At 66.1% G+C, this 16,645-nt stretch carries 15 protein-coding genes; 5 read left to right on the top strand and 10 right to left on the bottom strand.

Translation table 11 applies throughout. The features are described from left to right. Positions 1 to 502 precede the first annotated feature (502 nt). Positions 503 to 1,120, bottom strand: coding sequence for a TetR/AcrR family transcriptional regulator (locus ACIGKQ_RS02675; RefSeq protein ID WP_396572204.1), 618 nt, complete (start codon positions 1,118 to 1,120; stop codon positions 503 to 505). 105 nt (positions 1,121 to 1,225) lie between these two features. Here ACIGKQ_RS02675 and ACIGKQ_RS02670 point away from each other — a divergent pair, with 105 nt between their 5' ends. Together ACIGKQ_RS02670 and ACIGKQ_RS02665 are read left to right on the top strand one after the other, a co-directional pair. Then, positions 1,226 to 2,011: an SDR family oxidoreductase gene (locus ACIGKQ_RS02670; protein WP_287015942.1), complete on the top strand. Its 786-nt coding sequence runs from the start codon at positions 1,226 to 1,228 to the stop codon at positions 2,009 to 2,011. A 134-nt stretch (positions 2,012 to 2,145) separates the two neighbouring features. Further along, positions 2,146 to 2,577 carry a DUF6918 family protein gene (locus ACIGKQ_RS02665; protein ID WP_235725239.1) on the top strand — a complete coding sequence of 144 codons (432 nt, stop codon included), beginning with the start codon at positions 2,146 to 2,148 and terminating at the stop codon, positions 2,575 to 2,577. Positions 2,578 to 2,669: 92 nt separating this feature from the next. On the opposite strand, the gene ACIGKQ_RS02660 is transcribed toward ACIGKQ_RS02665, so the two are convergent. Further along, entirely contained in the window at positions 2,670 to 2,810 is a 141-nt protein-coding gene (locus ACIGKQ_RS02660; RefSeq protein ID WP_235725238.1) for a hypothetical protein, read from the bottom strand. Positions 2,811 to 2,967: 157 nt separating this feature from the next. Here ACIGKQ_RS02660 and ACIGKQ_RS02655 point away from each other — a divergent pair, with 157 nt between their 5' ends. Next, a complete protein-coding gene (locus ACIGKQ_RS02655; protein WP_396572202.1) occupies positions 2,968 to 4,677 on the top strand; it encodes an MFS transporter in 1,710 nt (569 codons plus the stop codon). Positions 4,678 to 4,679: 2 nt separating this feature from the next. Continuing rightward, the gene (locus tag ACIGKQ_RS02650) at positions 4,680 to 5,951 is read left to right on the top strand and encodes an SLC13 family permease (protein ID WP_396572201.1); all 1,272 of its coding nucleotides are present in this window, start codon (positions 4,680 to 4,682) and stop codon (positions 5,949 to 5,951) included. Positions 5,952 to 6,172: 221 nt separating this feature from the next. Here ACIGKQ_RS02650 and ACIGKQ_RS02645 read toward each other — a convergent pair whose 3' ends face one another. The 7 genes from ACIGKQ_RS02645 to ACIGKQ_RS02615 form a co-directional block, all read right to left on the bottom strand. Further along, positions 6,173 to 7,816 carry an AMP-binding protein gene (locus ACIGKQ_RS02645; RefSeq protein WP_396572199.1) on the bottom strand — a complete coding sequence of 548 codons (1,644 nt, stop codon included), beginning with the start codon at positions 7,814 to 7,816 and terminating at the stop codon, positions 6,173 to 6,175. Between the two features lie 24 nt (positions 7,817 to 7,840). After that, the gene (locus tag ACIGKQ_RS02640) at positions 7,841 to 9,019 is read right to left on the bottom strand and encodes a lipid-transfer protein (protein ID WP_396572438.1); all 1,179 of its coding nucleotides are present in this window, start codon (positions 9,017 to 9,019) and stop codon (positions 7,841 to 7,843) included. Next, entirely contained in the window at positions 9,019 to 9,432 is a 414-nt protein-coding gene (locus ACIGKQ_RS02635; RefSeq protein WP_308191726.1) for a MaoC family dehydratase, read from the bottom strand. The genes ACIGKQ_RS02640 and ACIGKQ_RS02635 overlap by 1 nt, the downstream gene beginning before the upstream one ends. Further along, the gene (locus ACIGKQ_RS02630; protein ID WP_396572197.1) at positions 9,429 to 10,439 is read right to left on the bottom strand and encodes a bifunctional MaoC family dehydratase N-terminal/OB-fold nucleic acid binding domain-containing protein; all 1,011 of its coding nucleotides are present in this window, start codon (positions 10,437 to 10,439) and stop codon (positions 9,429 to 9,431) included. The genes ACIGKQ_RS02635 and ACIGKQ_RS02630 overlap by 4 nt, the downstream gene beginning before the upstream one ends. A 388-nt stretch (positions 10,440 to 10,827) precedes the next feature. After that, positions 10,828 to 11,991 (bottom strand): acyl-CoA dehydrogenase family protein, encoded by a 1,164-nt coding sequence (locus ACIGKQ_RS02625; protein ID WP_287015880.1) that lies wholly within the window; start codon positions 11,989 to 11,991, stop codon positions 10,828 to 10,830. Then, a complete protein-coding gene (locus ACIGKQ_RS02620; RefSeq protein WP_396572196.1) occupies positions 11,981 to 13,093 on the bottom strand; it encodes an acyl-CoA dehydrogenase family protein in 1,113 nt (370 codons plus the stop codon). The genes ACIGKQ_RS02625 and ACIGKQ_RS02620 overlap by 11 nt, the downstream gene beginning before the upstream one ends. A 119-nt stretch (positions 13,094 to 13,212) precedes the next feature. After that, complete coding sequence (locus tag ACIGKQ_RS02615) at positions 13,213 to 15,393, bottom strand: acyl-CoA dehydrogenase family protein (RefSeq protein ID WP_396572194.1); 2,181 nt, start codon at positions 15,391 to 15,393, stop codon at positions 13,213 to 13,215. A gap of 118 nt (positions 15,394 to 15,511) precedes the next feature. On the opposite strand from ACIGKQ_RS02615, the gene kstR reads away from it, so the two are divergent. Further along, complete coding sequence (kstR, locus tag ACIGKQ_RS02610) at positions 15,512 to 16,174, top strand: cholesterol catabolism transcriptional regulator KstR (protein ID WP_235725230.1); 663 nt, start codon at positions 15,512 to 15,514, stop codon at positions 16,172 to 16,174. 168 nt (positions 16,175 to 16,342) lie between these two features. On the opposite strand, the gene ACIGKQ_RS02605 is transcribed toward kstR, so the two are convergent. Further along, positions 16,343 to 16,645 (bottom strand): transposase (locus ACIGKQ_RS02605; protein ID WP_396572192.1); only part of this gene is annotated, 303 nt, incomplete at its 5' end.

Below are 16,645 nucleotides of genomic sequence, written 5' to 3'. Positions count from 1 at the left end.
GGTTGACCAACCGCCGGTCGAGTAGCGACAACCCGAGTGACCAACCGCAGGTCGAGTAGCGACAACCCAAGTGACCAACCGCAGGTCGAGTAGCGACGAACGGAGTGACCATCCGCGCTGGTCGAGTAGCGACGAACGGAGTGAGGAGCGTATCGAGACCCGGTGACGTGGTCTCGATACGCCCTCGGCTAGCGCCTCGGACTACTCGACCACCGGGAAAGCCCGGCGCCCCGCACAAATCGACCACCGAGAACGCCCAGCCCTCCCGAACACACCGGCCACCGGGAACGCCCGGCGCCCCGCACAAAACGGCCACCGGAACGCCCGCCATCCCGAACAAACCGGCCACCGGGAAAGCCCGCCGCCCCGAACAAACCGACCACCGAGAACGCCCGCCCCTCCGAACAATCGACCCCGAGATAGGCTCCCACACAAGGAGATCAGGCACCTCAACCGCTGATCGAGTAGGCTCCGAGCCGCCAGGCGAGGAACCGTATCGAGATCAGTCACCCCGCGGCAGCAGATCGACCAACTGCCCCAATTCGCCGTCGCCGGGCACCTGCCGCCCGAAGACAATGCGGTACAGCAGAAATCCGGCCCACCCGTCGACCACGACGTCCACCGGCAACGACTCCGGCAGCAACCCGGCAGCAACCCAGCGCTGCAGCATGCGCAGGCCCGGGCCACGTCGGGCCCGCAGGATGTCCCGCAGGCCGGCTTCTCCCTCCTGCCCACGTTCAGCCAGTGCACTGGCCACCACCGACGGATCGCCGAGCAGGGTGAGTGTCTCGACGATCTCCCGGAGGTAGGCCAGCACGTCGGTGCGCAACTCACCGGTGTCCGGCGTCGGCGGCTCGGCCAGTTCGTCGGCGAAGGCATCGGTGATGACCGATGCCCGATTGGGCCAACGCCGATACAGCGTCGCCTTGCCCACCCGCGCACGCCGCGCGATCGATTCCATTGTCACCTGGTGATAGCCGAGCTCACCCACCAGTTCACGCGCTGCGGCCAGTACCCGGTTGTCGACGTGCGGGTCGCGCGGGCGCCCGCGTCCGCGCTGGGCCCCGACGGCGTCACCGCCGATGCAGTCTGCAGACTCGCTGCTCGTTCCGGACGTCACCCTCGTATTCAACACCCGGAAATATCGGAACGCTACGTCTCGTTATTGTGGGTGTAGGCGGCCCGCCACCGCGACGGACCGATTTCGCGAAGGAAGGGACTTTCCATGACCACACGCTTCACCGACAAGGTCGTTCTCATCACCGGCGCCGGTTCGGGCCTCGGCCGCGCCGCGGCCCTCCAACTCGCCTCCGAAGGCGCGTCACTGTCACTGATCGACGTCAGCGAGGCCGGACTCGCCGACACGGCTGCGCAGGTGACCGAGATCGCCTCGGGCACCAAAGTGCTGCAGCTAGTCGCGGACGTCAGCAACGAGTCCGATGTCGAGTCCTACGTGCAGAAGACGGTCGAGGCGTTCGGTCGTATCGACGGCTTCTTCAACAACGCCGGCATCGAGGGCAAGCAGAACCTGACCGAGGATTTCGGGTCCGAGGAATTCGACAAGGTGGTGTCGATCAATCTGCGGGGCGTATTCCTGGGCCTCAAGTATGTGCTGGCAGTGATGAAGGATCAGGGGGCGGGACATGTCGTCAACACGGCGTCCGTCGGAGGCATCCGCGGTGTGGGGAACCAGTCCGGCTACGCGGCCGCCAAGCACGGCGTGGTGGGCCTGACCCGCAATTCCGGGATCGAGTACGGCCAGTACGGCATCACAGTCACCGCCATCGCTCCCGGCGCGATCATGACCCCCATGGTCGAGGGGTCACTCAAGCAGATCGACCCGGACAACTGGGAAGAGGCTGGCCGTCAGTTCGTCAGCGCGAATCCGATGCAGCGGTTCGGACGCCCAGAGGAGGTCGGCCACCTCGTCGCGTTCCTGCTGTCCGACGACGCCTCGTTCATCAACGCCACCACCATTCCGATCGACGGCGGACAGTCCGAGAAGTATTGATCCCCGATACCTCCCGTGGTTCTCACCACACCGTGGTGGGCGTCGTCCCGAGACGACGAATCGGACAGTAGTCTCGACGCGGACCATCCGCAGTCAAACCCCGCCCGCACCGGGCGATCCCGCGAGGAGACCTGATGAGTGATTCGCTGCAGTCCTTACTCGACACCAACCGCCCGGCCGTGGTGGCCGACCTCGTCGACGTCATCGACGCCGAGGTCGCGGATCAGAAGGGACTCGGCGGCGCTGCAGTCAAGACCGCCTACGCCGCCGCGCAGAAGGTGAAGCCGGGTGTGGTCACCTCGGCGACCAACCTGTTGCTACCCGATTTCCTGACCGCGCTGCAGCCGTTCTGGGATAACAAGCCGGCCGACGTATCGTTCGCCGACCATCTGGCCGCCAACAGCGATGCGGCCGCCGAGGCGCTGTTGACCGTCACCGACGATCAAACGGCCACGGCCCGCCCTGCACTCGCCAAGGCCTACGGCTCGCTACGCGGAAAGGCCAAGGGGTATGTCGCGGCGTCACTTCCGCGGGTAGGCGCGGCGATCGAGAAGCACGCCGGCTAGCACGTCACGAATCCGACCCACGCGTCCATCGACCAGCCGTGACGGTTGATCGGTGGGCGCTGTCGTATGCGCTTGCGCCCAGCGGCGGCTGGTCAGGCGGCCGAGGTGACGATGAGCAGCAGGCCGACGACGACGGCGATCAACGCGCCGAGCATCGACAACACCCGCCACACATGCACCCGCGCCGGTGTGTAGTCGGAACGTTGGGAAGAGGCGACTTGTGGTGACGCCATGACTTCTCTCTTTCAGTAGTCCGGGTCAACGCTGACCAACTGGACGGCGATCACCGGTCTTGGTACTGCAGTGATAAATGTGTCACATGTTTCGTGGTGATCGCGCTCACCGACGACGCGTGTCATGATCACGAAAAGGCAACAGGTCGGAGGACAGATGGTGCAGACGGCAACGACGACCACGCGTGGCTTCGACCTTCGCTCGGTATGGCTGATCGCCATCGCGTGTGCGGCCGTGAGCATGGTGGTGGCCGCGATGGCCGCGCTGAACACCGCCCTACCGGAGATCGCCGTCGACACCGGCGCCGATTCCGGTCAGATGACCTGGATTGTCGACGGATACACCCTCGCGTTGGCGGCGTTGCTGTTGCCGGCCGGAGCGATCGGTGATCGGTTCGGCCGACGAGGTGTACTCATCGTCGGACTCTTCGCCTTCGCGGTCGCGTCGATGCTGCCGATCTGGATCAACGATCCGGTGCAATTGGTCGTGACTCGCGTCCTGGCCGGTGCGGCCGCCGCGCTGATCATGCCCGCGACGCTCTCGCTGATCACCTCCGGCGTGCCCGAGCATCGCCGCGCCATCGGCGTCAGCATCTGGGCAGCCGTCGCCGGTGGCGGCGCCATCGCCGGTTTCCTGGTCACCGGTGTCCTGCTCGAGTTCTTCAGTTGGCATTCGATCTTCATCACCTTCGCATCGTCGGCACTGCTCACCGCGTTGCTCAGCCTCACCATCGGCACCTCGCGCGACAGCAACCCGGGACGCTTCGACATCGCCGGGTCGGTGACGTCGATCCTGGCCGTCACCGGTGTCGTCCTCGGCCTGCTGGAGGCCCCGCATCGGGGATGGGCCGACCCGCTCGTACTCATCAGCCTGGTCGGCGGCATCGCACTGGCGGTCGCCTTCGTCGTCCTCGAATTACGGCGCTCCTCTCCACTTCTGGATGTCCGGCTGTTCACCAACCGCGCTTTCGGTTCCGGTTCGCTGTCGATCGCAATGCAGTTCTTCGCGTCGTTCGGCGTGTTCTACCTGATGCTGCAGCAACTCCAGTTGGTGTTCGGCTACACACCGTTGCAGTCGGCGTTCGCGCTGATGCCGATGGTGGCGGGCGTCGGTGTGTTCGCCTTGATCGGCAACTGGATCGCGGTACGGTTCCACGCCCTGCGGTTCGTACTGGCCGGCGGCATCATGCTGAGCGGGATCGGCATCGTGCTGCTGGGCACGATCGAATACGACACCTACTGGGCTGCACTATGGATCATTGTGTTGTGCGCCATCGGTATCGGCTTGGCGACCGCGTCGTCGACGACGGCAATCATGTCCAACACCCCGACCGACAATCAGGGGGTGGGTTCGGCGGTCAACGACACCGCACGCGAACTCGGCGCCGCCATCGGCATCGCGGTGGCCGGGAGCATCATGGCCGCCGGATATGCGTCGCGGATCGGGCCGGTCGCCGACAACGCGCAGGCTCAGCTCACCGCAGCTGGTGAACAACGCATCGCCGCCGGCGACCCGATCGTCGGTCAGATGCTGGTGCAGCAGGCCGGCGAAGCCGCCGAATACATCCGGCGATCGCTGGCCGAGGCGACCGCCGTCGTCGAACGACTCAGCGAACAGGCCGCGCCGCTGGCGATGCAGATCGCCGCCGACGCCCAGAACGCGTTCCTGGAACCGATGCGGCAGGCCTACATCGTGCTCGGGTCGGTGCTGATGGCGAGCGCGGTGGCGCTACTGTGGCTCGCGCCGCGTCGCGTGGTCCCAGAGCCGGACGGTGTCGATGCCACCCGTTCGACCGATGAGATCTCCGTCGGCGCAGCCATCGACACCGAGACCTCGGCGCGCCCTGAGACCAACCGCCCGGACTGAGGGTGCTGTCGTCTGACGGCGTCGTCGGCACCGTCCTCGCCGTCGCCGTTCTGGCGCTCGTTGTCGTCACAACGGTCACCGTGCGGCGCGGTGTCGCGACTGTCATCGCTGTGGCCTCGGCTGTGGCGGTGGTGGCGCTGGGTTTGACCGACGTGCCCGTTGCAGCCGATGAGATCCGTTTCATCGCACCGACGATCGCCTTTCTCGCTGCCATGCTCGTGGTGGCCGACGTCTGCGCCCGGACGGGCGTGTTCACCTGGGTCGGATGGGTGGTGGAAGGCTGGAGCCACGGGTCACCGAATCGACTGCTGCGCATCGTCTTCGTGGTCGCCGCCGTCACCACCGCGGTGTTGTCGATCGATACCACGATCGTGCTGCTGACGCCGGTCGCCGTGATCACTGCCCGCCGACTCGGTGCGCGTATCACGCCGGTCTCATACGCCGGAAATCATCTTGCCAACACCGCCTCCACCCTGTTTCCGGTCTCGAACCTGACGAATCTATTGGCGTTCAGTGCAACCGGCTTGAGTTTCCTGGGGTTTGCGGGTGTGATGGCGGCGCCGTGGATAGCGGCGATCGTGGTGGAGTATCTGATCTTCCGGTGGTTCTTCGCCGACGACCTGACGGTCAGATCACCACGTCGTAACAGGGATCCCGCAACGCCACCGCACACACCGCGCTGGGTGTTGACGTGTCTGGCACTTCTGTTCGTTGCTTTCGTGGTGTCCGAACCGTTGGGCGTGCCGCTGGCCGCGACGGCGGCGGTGGGCGCAGCGGTCATGTTGGCCCCGATGGCGTTTCGCGACCCAACAGTGACCGCGCGGCATACAGCCCGCGCGCTCAACGTCGGTTTCCTGGCATTCGTGGCAGCTCTCGGAGTGATCATCCTGCCGGTCCGCGAGGGCGCGATCGGGGACGCGGTGAGTCATCTGATCCCTACAGGCTCCGGCTTCCTCGCCATGGTCGCGGTGGCCGTGCTCGCCGCGATTTCGGCCAATGTGGTCAACAACCTGCCCGCCACCCTCCTGCTCGTCCCACTCACCGCCCATCAGCCGGCGCTGGTGCTCGCGGTGGTGCTCGGCGTGAACATCGGTCCCAACCTCGCCTACTTCGGATCGCTCGCGAACCTGCTGTGGCGGGACATCATGCGCCGCGACTCGCCGGCGGCCCCGAGATCCCGGGACTACCTGCGGCTCGGCGCGCTGACCGTGCCGCCGACGCTGCTGGTCGCGGTGGTGGCGTTGTGGATCTCTGTGCGCCTCGGCGGGTTGTGATCTCGCCAGGGTCTCGATACGCCACTCACTCCGTTCGCAGCTACTCGACCAGCGAAAGGGCACGCGGCCACCGGGCCACCGCTAACCCCACCAACCGCTGATCCAGTAGCCCGCGAGCCCCCAGGCGAGCGAGCGTATCGAGATCCACACACGCACCAGGGTCTCGATACGCCACTCACTCCGTTCGCAGCTACTCGACCAGCGAAATGGCGCGAGCTACGTCAGTTCGCGGCGGCCGCGGGCTCGGTGGCTTCGGCGGCGGCATTCTTGGCCCACTTGTAGTCGGCCTTGCCGGCCGGGGTGCGCTTCACCTCCTCGACGAACACCACGGTGCGCGGAACCTTGTACCCGGCGAGCGATTCCCGGCAGTGGGCGCCGATGTCATCGATGGACGGTTCCACCGCATTCTCGGCCACTGCCACCACCGCTGCCACCCGTTGGCCGTACTTGGCGTCGGGCACCGGCACGACGAGCGCGTCGGCCACGGCGGGGTGGGCGTGCAGAACCGCCTCGACCTCTTCGGCGTACACCTTTTCGCCACCGGTGTTGATGCACTGTGAACCTCGGCCGAGGAAGACGATGGTTCCGTCGGCCTCGACGGTGCCCATGTCGCCGAGGATCGAGATCCGTGTTCCGTCCGGCAGGGTCGGGAAGGTCTTCGCCGTTTTGGCCTCGTCCTTGTAGTAACCCAGCGGCACGTTCCCGATCCGTGCGATGTAGCCGACGTCGCCCGAGCCGGGCTCGATCTTGTTGAGCCGCTCGTCGACCACCATCATCTTGTCGGTCGGCGGTACCCGCAGGTTGCCGTTCTCATCCATCATGATCTCGCCGTCGTTTCCCGATTCCGAGGCACCGAAGTTGTCGCGCAGCACCAGATCCGGCTTCAACGCGAGGAACCGGTCCCGCACGTGTTGGGACCAGATCGCCCCACCGGAGGTGACCGAGAACAACGACGACAGGTCGACCTCGCCCTGGCGTCGCTCGAACTCCTCCACGAGCGGCATACCCATCGCGTCGCCGACGATCAGGATGATCTGCACCTTCTCCCGCTCGACTTCGGACACGATGGCCGAGGGTTTGAAGTCACGTTGGATGACCAGCCGACCACCGAGGGTGAAGAAGGTGAACAACGAGTACGACGCCGCGCCGTGCATCAGCGGTGCAGCGAGCAGAAACGCCATCGAGGGGAAATCCTTGACCGCGGTAGCGATCTCCGCGAGGTCCTTGCGTGCCTCACCGTACGGGTTACCCCCGGACAGAGGTTTGCGGAAGAAGTCGTCGTGCTGCCACATGACCCCCTTGGGGTACCCGGTGGTGCCTCCGGTGTAGAGCAGGTACAGCTCTTCGCCGGTGCGCGGTTCGAAGTCACGCTGCGTGGGCGTCGTCGCCGCGTCGGAGAAAGACACGATCTCCACCGACCGGTCGCCGGGCAGGTCCACCGCCGCGTCGGACAACTCGGGAGCCAGCTCGCCGATGACGAAGACCACCCGCACATTGGGCAGCTCCGGCAGGAGTTGCGCCACACTGCGCTGGTGTTCTTCCAGCTCGACGATGATCGCCCGCGAGTCGGAATTGTCGAAGATGTAGTGCAGTTCGGAGTTGGTGTACCGGTAGTTGATATTGACCGGAACGGCGCGGATCTTGAGCAGGCCCAGCAGGCTGGTGACATGCTCGACGCTGTTCTTCAGGAACAGCGACACGTTGTCGTGCGCGCCGATTCCCGACTCCGACAACAGGTGCGCGACCTGATTGGCCAGCTGGTCGAGTTCGGCATAGCTGATCTGGCGGCCCTCGTAGCTCAACGCGATCCGGTCAGGTACCGCATCGGCGACCGTCTCGAACACGTCGGCCAGATTGAACTTCATGTCGTCTCCTTGCTGAGCGCGGTGTTAGGTGGTTCGGGTGAGGACCAGGCCGCTGGTCGGAACTCCGGTGCCGGCGGTGACCACGACCTGCGCGGCACCGTCGACCTGGTTGACCGAGGTTCCGCGTACTTGCCGGACGGCCTCGGCGATGCCGTTCATACCGTGAATGTAGGCCTCACCGAGTTGACCGCCGTGGGTGTTCAGCGGCAGTTGCCCACCGACCTCGAGCGCACCCGGCTCTCGCACCAGATCTTTCGCCTCGCCCCGTGCGCAGAACCCGAGTTCTTCCAGTTGCATGAGGGTGTAGGGGGTGAAGTGGTCGTAGAGGATGGCGAGGTCCATGTCGGAGGGAGCGAGACCTGACTGTTTCCACAATTGACGGCCGACCAGGCCCATCTCGGGCAGGCCGGCGAGGTCGTCGCGGTAGTAGCTGGACATGATGAACTGGTCGTCGGCGCTGCCGGCAGCGGCCGCCGCGATCACCGCGGGGGTGTGCGGCAGGTCCCTGGCCCGCTCGGCGGAGACCACCACGATGGCGACACCGCCGTCGGACTCTTGACAGCAGTCGAGCAGATGCAGCGGCTCGGCGATGTAGCGCGACTGTTGATGGTCGTCGAGGGTGATCGGTTTGCCGTGGAAGAACGCGTTTGGGTTCACTGCGGCGTGTTTGCGGTCCACCACCGCGATCTGTCCGAAATCCTCACTGGTGACACCGTATTCGTGCATATAGCGCTGGGCGACCATCGCAACGAAAGCCGCCGGCGTGGACAGGCCGTGTGGATATGAGAACGCGTTGTCGGTGCCCGACGAGTTCTCTTGATTGGCCACCGCGCTGTTGACCTGGCCGAATCTCAAGCCCGATCGTTCGTTGAACGCACGGTAGGCGACGACGACATCGGCAACACCGGTGGCCACCGCCATCGCCGCCTGCTGAACCGTCGCGCAGGCCGCACCGCCGCCGTAGTGGATGCGGGAGAAGTAGGTCATCTCCTTGATACCGACCGAACGGGCGACGGCGATCTCGGCGTTGGTGTCCATCGTGAATGACACCAGTCCGTCGACATCGGCCGGTGTGAGTCCGGCATCGGCGATCGCGGACTGGACCGCTTCGGCCGCCAGCCGCAGTTCGCTGCGTCCGGAGTTCTTGGAGAACTCGGTGGCACCGATGCCGGCGATGGCTGCTCTGCCCGACAAACCGCCCATCATGCACCACCCCCGATCGTCAGGGTGACCGTCGAGATCACGTGCTTGCCCAGTGAATTGGTTCCGGTCACCGACACCGTGAGGACGTCGTCGGCAATGTCGGACACCTCACCGGTGAAGGTGACCGAGTCGTAGGCGTACCACGGCACACCGAGTTTCAGATTGATCGAGCGGATGCGTGCCGATGGTCCGGCCCAGTCGGTGACGAACCGCTCCACCAGCCCGGTGTCGGTGAGGATGTTGACGAAAATGTCTTTGGACCCTTTGGCCTGTGCCAGGTCCCGGTCGTGGTGCACGTCCTGGAAGTCGCGAGTGGCCAGCGCCGTCGCCACCACGAATGTCGGCGATGCGTCGATGGTCAGCGGTGGCAACGTGTCCGCGATCCGGACCGGTTGCGGGGCAAGACTGGTCACGGCTGTCCCTTCGTTGTCGCAGGGGTCCAGGCATACAGGGTCCATGGGTCGGTTCCTGTCTCGGTGTCGGCCGGGAAGTCCAGAAACGTGACCTCCACCGCCATCCCGATCGTGACAACCGCCGGGTCGACGTCGCGGAGCTCACCCAGCATCCGGACACCTTCCTCGAGTTCCACCAGCGCCACCACGAACGGCAACTGCCGACCAGGCACCTTCGGGGCGTGGTGCACCACGTAGCTGAACACCGTGCCCCGGCCGGAGGCGACGAGGTAGTCGGTGGTGGGTACGGTTCCGTCTGCCTGGCGCGGTTTCCACGTCGCCGGAATCGGCGGGTGGCGCAACGTGCCGTCGTCGAGCTGCTGGATGCGCAGTTCATGGGACGCGACACCGTCCCAGAAGAACGCGGTGTCGCGTGATGCGCTCGGCTTGAGCATCCGGGTCGGATCGAGATCATCCGGTACTTGCGGTTCCGCCGGTTCCGCCGGTTGGGTTTTCGCCGACGGCCGGAATTTCAGGATGCGGAAAGACATCTCGGCGACCACCTCGTCACCGACCGACCACACGTTGCGGGTGGTGAAGAACCAACCTTCGCCAAGAGCCGTCTGCTTGGGGCCCACGACGTCGGTGAGATCAGACGAGATGGTGACCTGTTCGCCGGGCCGGGTGTAACGGTGATAGACGGTGTCGCAGTTGGTCGCGACCACCGAGGTGTAACCGGCCTGATCGAAGAGCTCGGTGGCGCGTCCCAGCGGGTCGTCGGCGGCCCGCTGTGCGCGCAGTCCGCGCATCGTCCACACCTGCGCCATCGCCGGCGGCGCGACGACCCCAGGGTGCCCGGCAGCGCGAGCGGCGTCGTCGTCGACGTAGACGGGATTACGGTCCCCCATCGCCTCCACCCAGTTGTGGATCATCGGCTGGTTGATGGGATCTCGGCCCGCTCTGGGGGCGCTGGGTCCGTCGGCCTTGATGGCCTCAGCTGCGGAGAGGATGTCGGTGGGTGTGCTCATCATCGCCCTCGCAATCGAAGGTCGGCGGGGGTGGTCTCGATACGCCGCTCGCCTAGCGGCTCGCAGCTACTCGACCACCAGAGGGCAGCCCCCGTCCCCACCGGACGAGGACACGACCACCAGAGGGAAGGACCCGTCCCCACCGGTCGAAACACCGACCACCAGGGGGAAGCACCCGTCCGCACCGGTCGAGACGCCGACCACCCGAGGGCAGCCCCCGTCCCCACCGGACGAGACACCGACCACCCGAGGACAGCCCCCGTCCCCACCGGACGAGACACCGACCACCCGAGGGCAGCCCTCCGGCGGGACGAGTCCTTTCCCGCCGGTCGAGTAGCCGACGAGCGGCAGCGAGGAGGCGTATCGAGACCTCGTGACACCCTCGCCCTCATCGCTTGGCCCTCGGCAATCCCAATCCGGCGGTGGCGATCATGTCGCGCATCACCTCGTTGACGCCACCGCCGAAGGTGATCACGACGTTTCGCTTCTGCTGCACGTCGAGCCAGTCGACCAACGCTGCAGTCTCGGGATCGGTGAAATCGCCGTAACGCCCGACGATGTCGTTGATCAGTCGGCAGACGTGTTGCAGCCGCTCGGTGGCGAACACCTTGGTGGCCGCGGCGTCGGCCATGGAGATCGCCTCCCCGGTCGAGGCGACCTGCCAGTTGAGGAGTTCGTTGATGCGGGCGTAGGCATCGATCTCGGCCAGGGCCCGCCGGACGTCGGAGTGCTTGGCGATGACGGTGCCGTCCGCGCCGGACTGCTGAGCCCAGGCTCGTACCCGCGCGGCGAGTCCGTCGATCCGGCCCGCGGGCCCGAGCATCACCCGCTCGTGATTGAGCTGGGTGGTGATCAGCTTCCACCCGTCGCCCTCATTGCCGACCCGCATCGACACCGGCACCTGCACGTCGTTGTAGTAGGTGGCATTCACGTGGTGCGCACCGTCGGCGGTGATGATCGGGGTCCAGCTGAATCCCGGGTCGCGGGTGTCGACGATGAGGATCGAGATGCCCTTGTGCTTCGGTGCGTCCTTATCGGTCCGGACGGCCAGCCAGATGTAGTCGGCGTCATGGCCGCCGGTGGTGAAGATCTTCTGTCCGTTGACCACATAGTGATCGCCGTCGAGCACTGCGCTGGTGGTCAGTGAGGCCAGGTCGGTCCCCGCTTCGGGTTCGGTGTACCCGATCGCGAAGTGCACCTCACCGGCGAGGATGTCGGGTAAGAACTTTCGCTTGAGCTCGTCGGTGCCGTGTTCCTGCAACGTGGGTCCGACGGTCTGCAGGGTCACCGAGGGCAACGGGACGTCGGCGCGGACGGCCTCGTTGGTGAAGATCTGCTGTTCGATCTGACCAAAACCTTTGCCGCCGTATTCTTTCGGCCACCCGACACCGAGCCACCCGTCCTTGCCCATCTGTCGGATCACCGCGCGGTAGGTCTCGCCGTGACGTTCGGTGAGCATCACCCGCGCGTCCTCGGCGCTCACGAGATTCGTGAAGTATTCGCGCAGTTCGACCCGCAGCGCCTTCTGCTCGGGGGTGAGATCAATGAACATCTGTTGCCTGCCCTTTCGGGTCGAGACGGGCGTCGGAATCGTCGGCGATCTCGTCGAGACGGGCGTCGGGCCCGCCGACGAGCCGGGCGAGGTCCTTGGCGATCGAGAAGTACCGGTGCAACGGATAGGTCACGTCCACACCGATCCCGCCGTGCAGGTGGGTCATGGTCCGCAGGGTTGCCGGTATCTCGGCGGCTACCCAGTAGCCGGCGATTCCCAGATCCTGTGTGGCGTCGAGTCCTTCACTCATTCGCCAGGCAGCCGCGGTCGTCGACAGATCCAGTGACCGGGCGACCACATAGATGTCGGCGAGTTGTTGTCCGACGGCCTGGAACATCGCGATCGGCTTGCCGAACTGCTCACGATGGGTGACGTGGTCGGCGGTGAGTCGAGCGGCACCGGCGACGAGTCCCTGCGCATACGTTGCCAGCAGCAGGCGATACCGATCGCGAACGGCTCCGGCTTCGGTGGCGACAAGGTCGTCGGTGCCGACCGCGACGCCGTCGAAGCGCACGGTGTACTCGCCCCACCCGCTCGAGGTCGGTGTGCGCGTCATGCTCACCCCGTCCGCGTCGGAGGCCACCAGCACCGCGCCATCGTCGGTGGTCACCAGCAGCGCCGACGATCCCTCCGCATGCAGGACTCCCGTCTTGATGCCGGTGAGCCGGCCGTCGCGCACGGTGGTGCGCGGCGTCTCGGTGAGGGCATCGCCGAGCTCGCCGATGGCGATGGCATGCCAGGCGCCGTTCGCCACCGTAGGCGACCACGTCCCGCGGACCGACCGCTCGGCGGCACCGAGCGCCAGGGCCGACACGAGTGATCCCACGGCTGGCGTCACAGCCGCCGACTCCCCCATGCGTCGGAGCAGCGGCAGTAGGTCGATCACGGAGACGTCGTCGCCTCCGACATCGCCAGGTAATGCGAGCGCGGCGAGTCCGGCGTCGACAACCGACCGCCACAACGCGGTGTCGAATCCGCCGGGCGCGTTGCTCTGCCGATCGCGCCGACCGAACGTGGATTCCCAGTCCGGTTGGTGCCGCGCGAATACCTCTGCGGCGGCATCACGAACTGCTACCGCCGTGTCGTCGAGGGCGAAGTCCACCCCGGTGCCTCCTTGCCACAAATTAGAACTTGTTCTAGTTGTATCAGATGGCGTGTCCGGTGTGGGAGTTATGGCCTCTCAACTGCAGATTTCCCGCGCGCTCCGGGCGTCGTCACAGGTCAGCCGCGGGGCAGACCGAGAATCCGTTCCGCGGCTGCGGTCCGCAGGATCTGCGTGGTGCCCCCGGCGATGGACAGGCACCGGTTCTGCAGCAATGCGTCCGACGCGTCGGAGGCGGCCACCCCGTCGACGCCCAGCAGATCGAAAGCGAATTCCGGAACCGACTGACGATGCTGGACGCCGATCAGTTTGCGCACGCTCGACAACGCCCCCGGGTCGTGACCTTCCAGACGCCGGGTGACCGCACGGGCGTCGATGACGCGACCGGTGTGGGCTTCGGCCACCAGGCGCCCGAGGCCGGCCAACTCGTCGGGAGTCAGCTCGCGGGCCATCGCCTCGACCTGACGCAGCAGGGAATCCATCTCCTTGCCCAGGCCCGAACCGCCCATCGCCACGCGTTCGTTGGCCAGGGTCGTACGGGCCAGCCGCCAGCCGCCGTTGACCGGGCCGACGACGCACTCGTCCGGGACGAACACGTCGTCGAGAAACACCTCGTTGAAGTTCGCGCGGCCGGTGAGTTCGCGCAGCGGCCGGATGTCGATACCGGAGGTGTTCATGTCGATCAAGAAATAGGTGATGCCCTTGTGTTTCGGTGCGTCGGCGTCGGTGCGCGCCAGGCACACCCCCCAGGATGCGTTGTGCGCCTGGGAGGTCCAGATCTTCTGCCCTTGCAGCCGCCAGCCGCCGTCGGCGCGAGTGGCCTTGGTACGCAACGCCGCGAGGTCCGAGCCCGCCTCGGGCTCGCTGAACAGCTGACACCACACGATGTCGCCGGTCAGGGTCGGCGACACGAATCGTTGCCGCTGTTCGTCGGTGCCGTGTTCGAGGATCGTCGGGATCGCCCACGCGCCGATCACCAGGTCGGGCCGCTCGATCCGCGCGCGCTCGAACTCGTCGTCGATGAGCAGTTGTAGGGCCGCGCCGGCACCCAACCCATAGGGCGCGGGCCAATGCGGCATCAGATAGCCGGAATCGGCCAGTCGCGCCCGACGCCGCGACGGATCGAGGGCGGCGATGTCGTCCACTGCTGCCCGGACCTCCGCGCGCCGGTCCTCGACTGCGGACAGATCGATCCGAAAGTTCCTTCGGTGCCCGGCCATTCCGAGCCGGGCGAGTTCCCGAGCCGACGACATACCCTGGCCGATGGCGACGCGAGCGGTCAGCGCTGCCCGCAAATAGAGATGAGCGTCGTGTTCGTAGGTGAAGCCGATGCCACCGAGGATCTGCACGCAGTCCTTGGCATTGGTCGTGGCGGCTTCGGCCGCGATGACGTCCGCCGCGCACCTGCTGACGGCGAGCTGGGCAATGACCTCCTCGTCGTCGGTCGCGAGACGTTCGTCTACCGCGCGCGCCAGATCCCATGCGACCGCGGTGAGCTCTTCGCTGCGGCAGAGCATGTCGGCGCAGATGTGTTTGATCGCCTGAAACGAGCCGATGGGTGCACCGAACTGGGTGCGCACCGTAGCGTAGTCGACGGCGGTGTCCAGCGACCACCGAGCGATGCCGCTCAGGTAGGCGGCGGTCGCGGCCGACAGACTCGCGGTGACCAGATCACCGTCCGGCAGGTCGATGAGGTCCCCACCCTGCACGCCGGTGACCTGCACCCGCGACACCGACACGGTGCCGCTGATGACGCCGTGTGCCTCGGCGGTGGTGGCACCAACGCCCGGGGGCAGGATTCGCCAGGAGACCCCGTCGCCTCCGTCTTCGAACGGGATCGCCACCGCGCAGCCGTCGACGTAACCGGGCACCAGGCCCAGGTCGAGCGCACCGTCGTGCGGAGGATTTGCCGCCATCCCGGCGTACGCAGCTGCCGGAGCGACCACGGCCACTGCCCCGGAGGCGACCCGCGCAAGCAAGTCACCGGCGCGCGCGTCGTCGGACCGCGAGAGCCCGAGCGCGGCAGCGACCATCGGACCGATAGGGCCCGGCACCAGGCTGATACCGCACTGCTCGATCATGGCGGCGACATCGATGAAGGTCGCACCGAAGCCGCCGGAGTCCTCGGGCAGTGCGCCCGCGAAGACACCGAACTCGGCGAGTTGCGCCAACAGACCGGTCCACTGGTCGGCAGGCTTGTCGATGTCGGAACGGACCAGTTCGGTGGTCGAGACGCTGCGCGCCCAGGTAGCGATCGCGTCGCAGACGGCGATCTGTTCGCTTGACGTGGCGATTGTCACGTGAATCCTCTGTATGTCAGGTTGTGACGGGCAAATAGAACCTGTTCTAATATGCCATGGGTGTTTGCCAACCGGTAGGCACCGTTCGAACCGACCACGTGAGGATGTCTTCGAGCACATGGCACGATCTGCAGCGGCCAAGGCGCCCGTCGAGCCCGCGGCCCCCACCGCCTCGGCAGCTGGTTCAGCGTCGAGCGGCACCGAGACCGGTTCAGCGGCGCAGCGCGAGCGGCGTCGTCGCATCCTGGATGCGACGCTGGCGTTGGCATCCAAAGGTGGTTACGACGCGGTCCAGATGCGCACCGTCGCCGACAAGGCCGACGTCGCCGTGGGCACGCTCTACCGATATTTCCCCTCCAAGGTGCATCTGCTGGTCACCGCCCTCGCGCGCGAGTTCGAACGCGTCGAGTCGCGAGTGGATCGCTCACAGCTGCGCGGCGACAACGCAATCGAGCGGCTGCGTCATGTGCTGGACATGATCACCTATGCGATGCAACGCGATCCGCTGCTCACTGAGGCGATGACGCGTGCATTCATGTTCGCCGACGCCTCAGCGACTGCCGAGGTCGATCAGGTCGCCGGCATCATCGATCGACTACTCGCCGGTGCGATGGTCGACGACGGTGAGCCCGGCGAAGAGGATCTGGCGATCGCCCGCGTCATCTCCGACGTGTGGATGTCGAATCTGGTGCAATGGCTGACCCGCCGCGCCTCGGCCACCGACGTCACCAACCGCCTCGAGCTGACGGTGCGGTTGTTGCTGAAGGATCGGATTCAATAGGTCTGCGGAGTCATCCGGTCTATTCGCTCGAGCCCGCACCCAACTGCTGATCGAGTAGTCCGAGCCGCTAGGAGGCTGCTGAAGAAGTGGTCTGTGTGCGGCTGGCCGTCGGTAATGCTGGGTCTGTTGATCGCGGGCGAGTGTTGCTCGGGCGCTTGCCCCGCGGGGTCAGGCGGTGGTCAGGGTCCAGGTGTTGTTGGTGGTGCTCAGCCCCAGGGTGATCAGGCGGCGCAGGTTGATCGCGGCGGCGCGGTGGTGCAGCCAGTTGTTGTTCGCGGTGACTCCTCGGTACGGCACGCGGCGGCTACCGCGGGTCAGCCAAGCGATCGAGCGTTCCACCATAGGCCGATGCTGTCGATATGATTGCTGGATCATGTTGTTGGTGAACTGTTTTCGATGGTCACGCTGGAGCCGATGGTGTTCACCGAGGTGGACGGAGCGGCCCTTGGCCGAGGTGGTGCACCGTGCCCG

This window comes from Gordonia sp. NPDC062954, assembly GCF_044543825.1.
In the GTDB taxonomy this organism is placed as follows: domain Bacteria; phylum Actinomycetota; class Actinomycetes; order Mycobacteriales; family Mycobacteriaceae; genus Gordonia; species Gordonia tangerina.
This window is presented reverse-complemented; position numbering and strand designations above follow the sequence as displayed.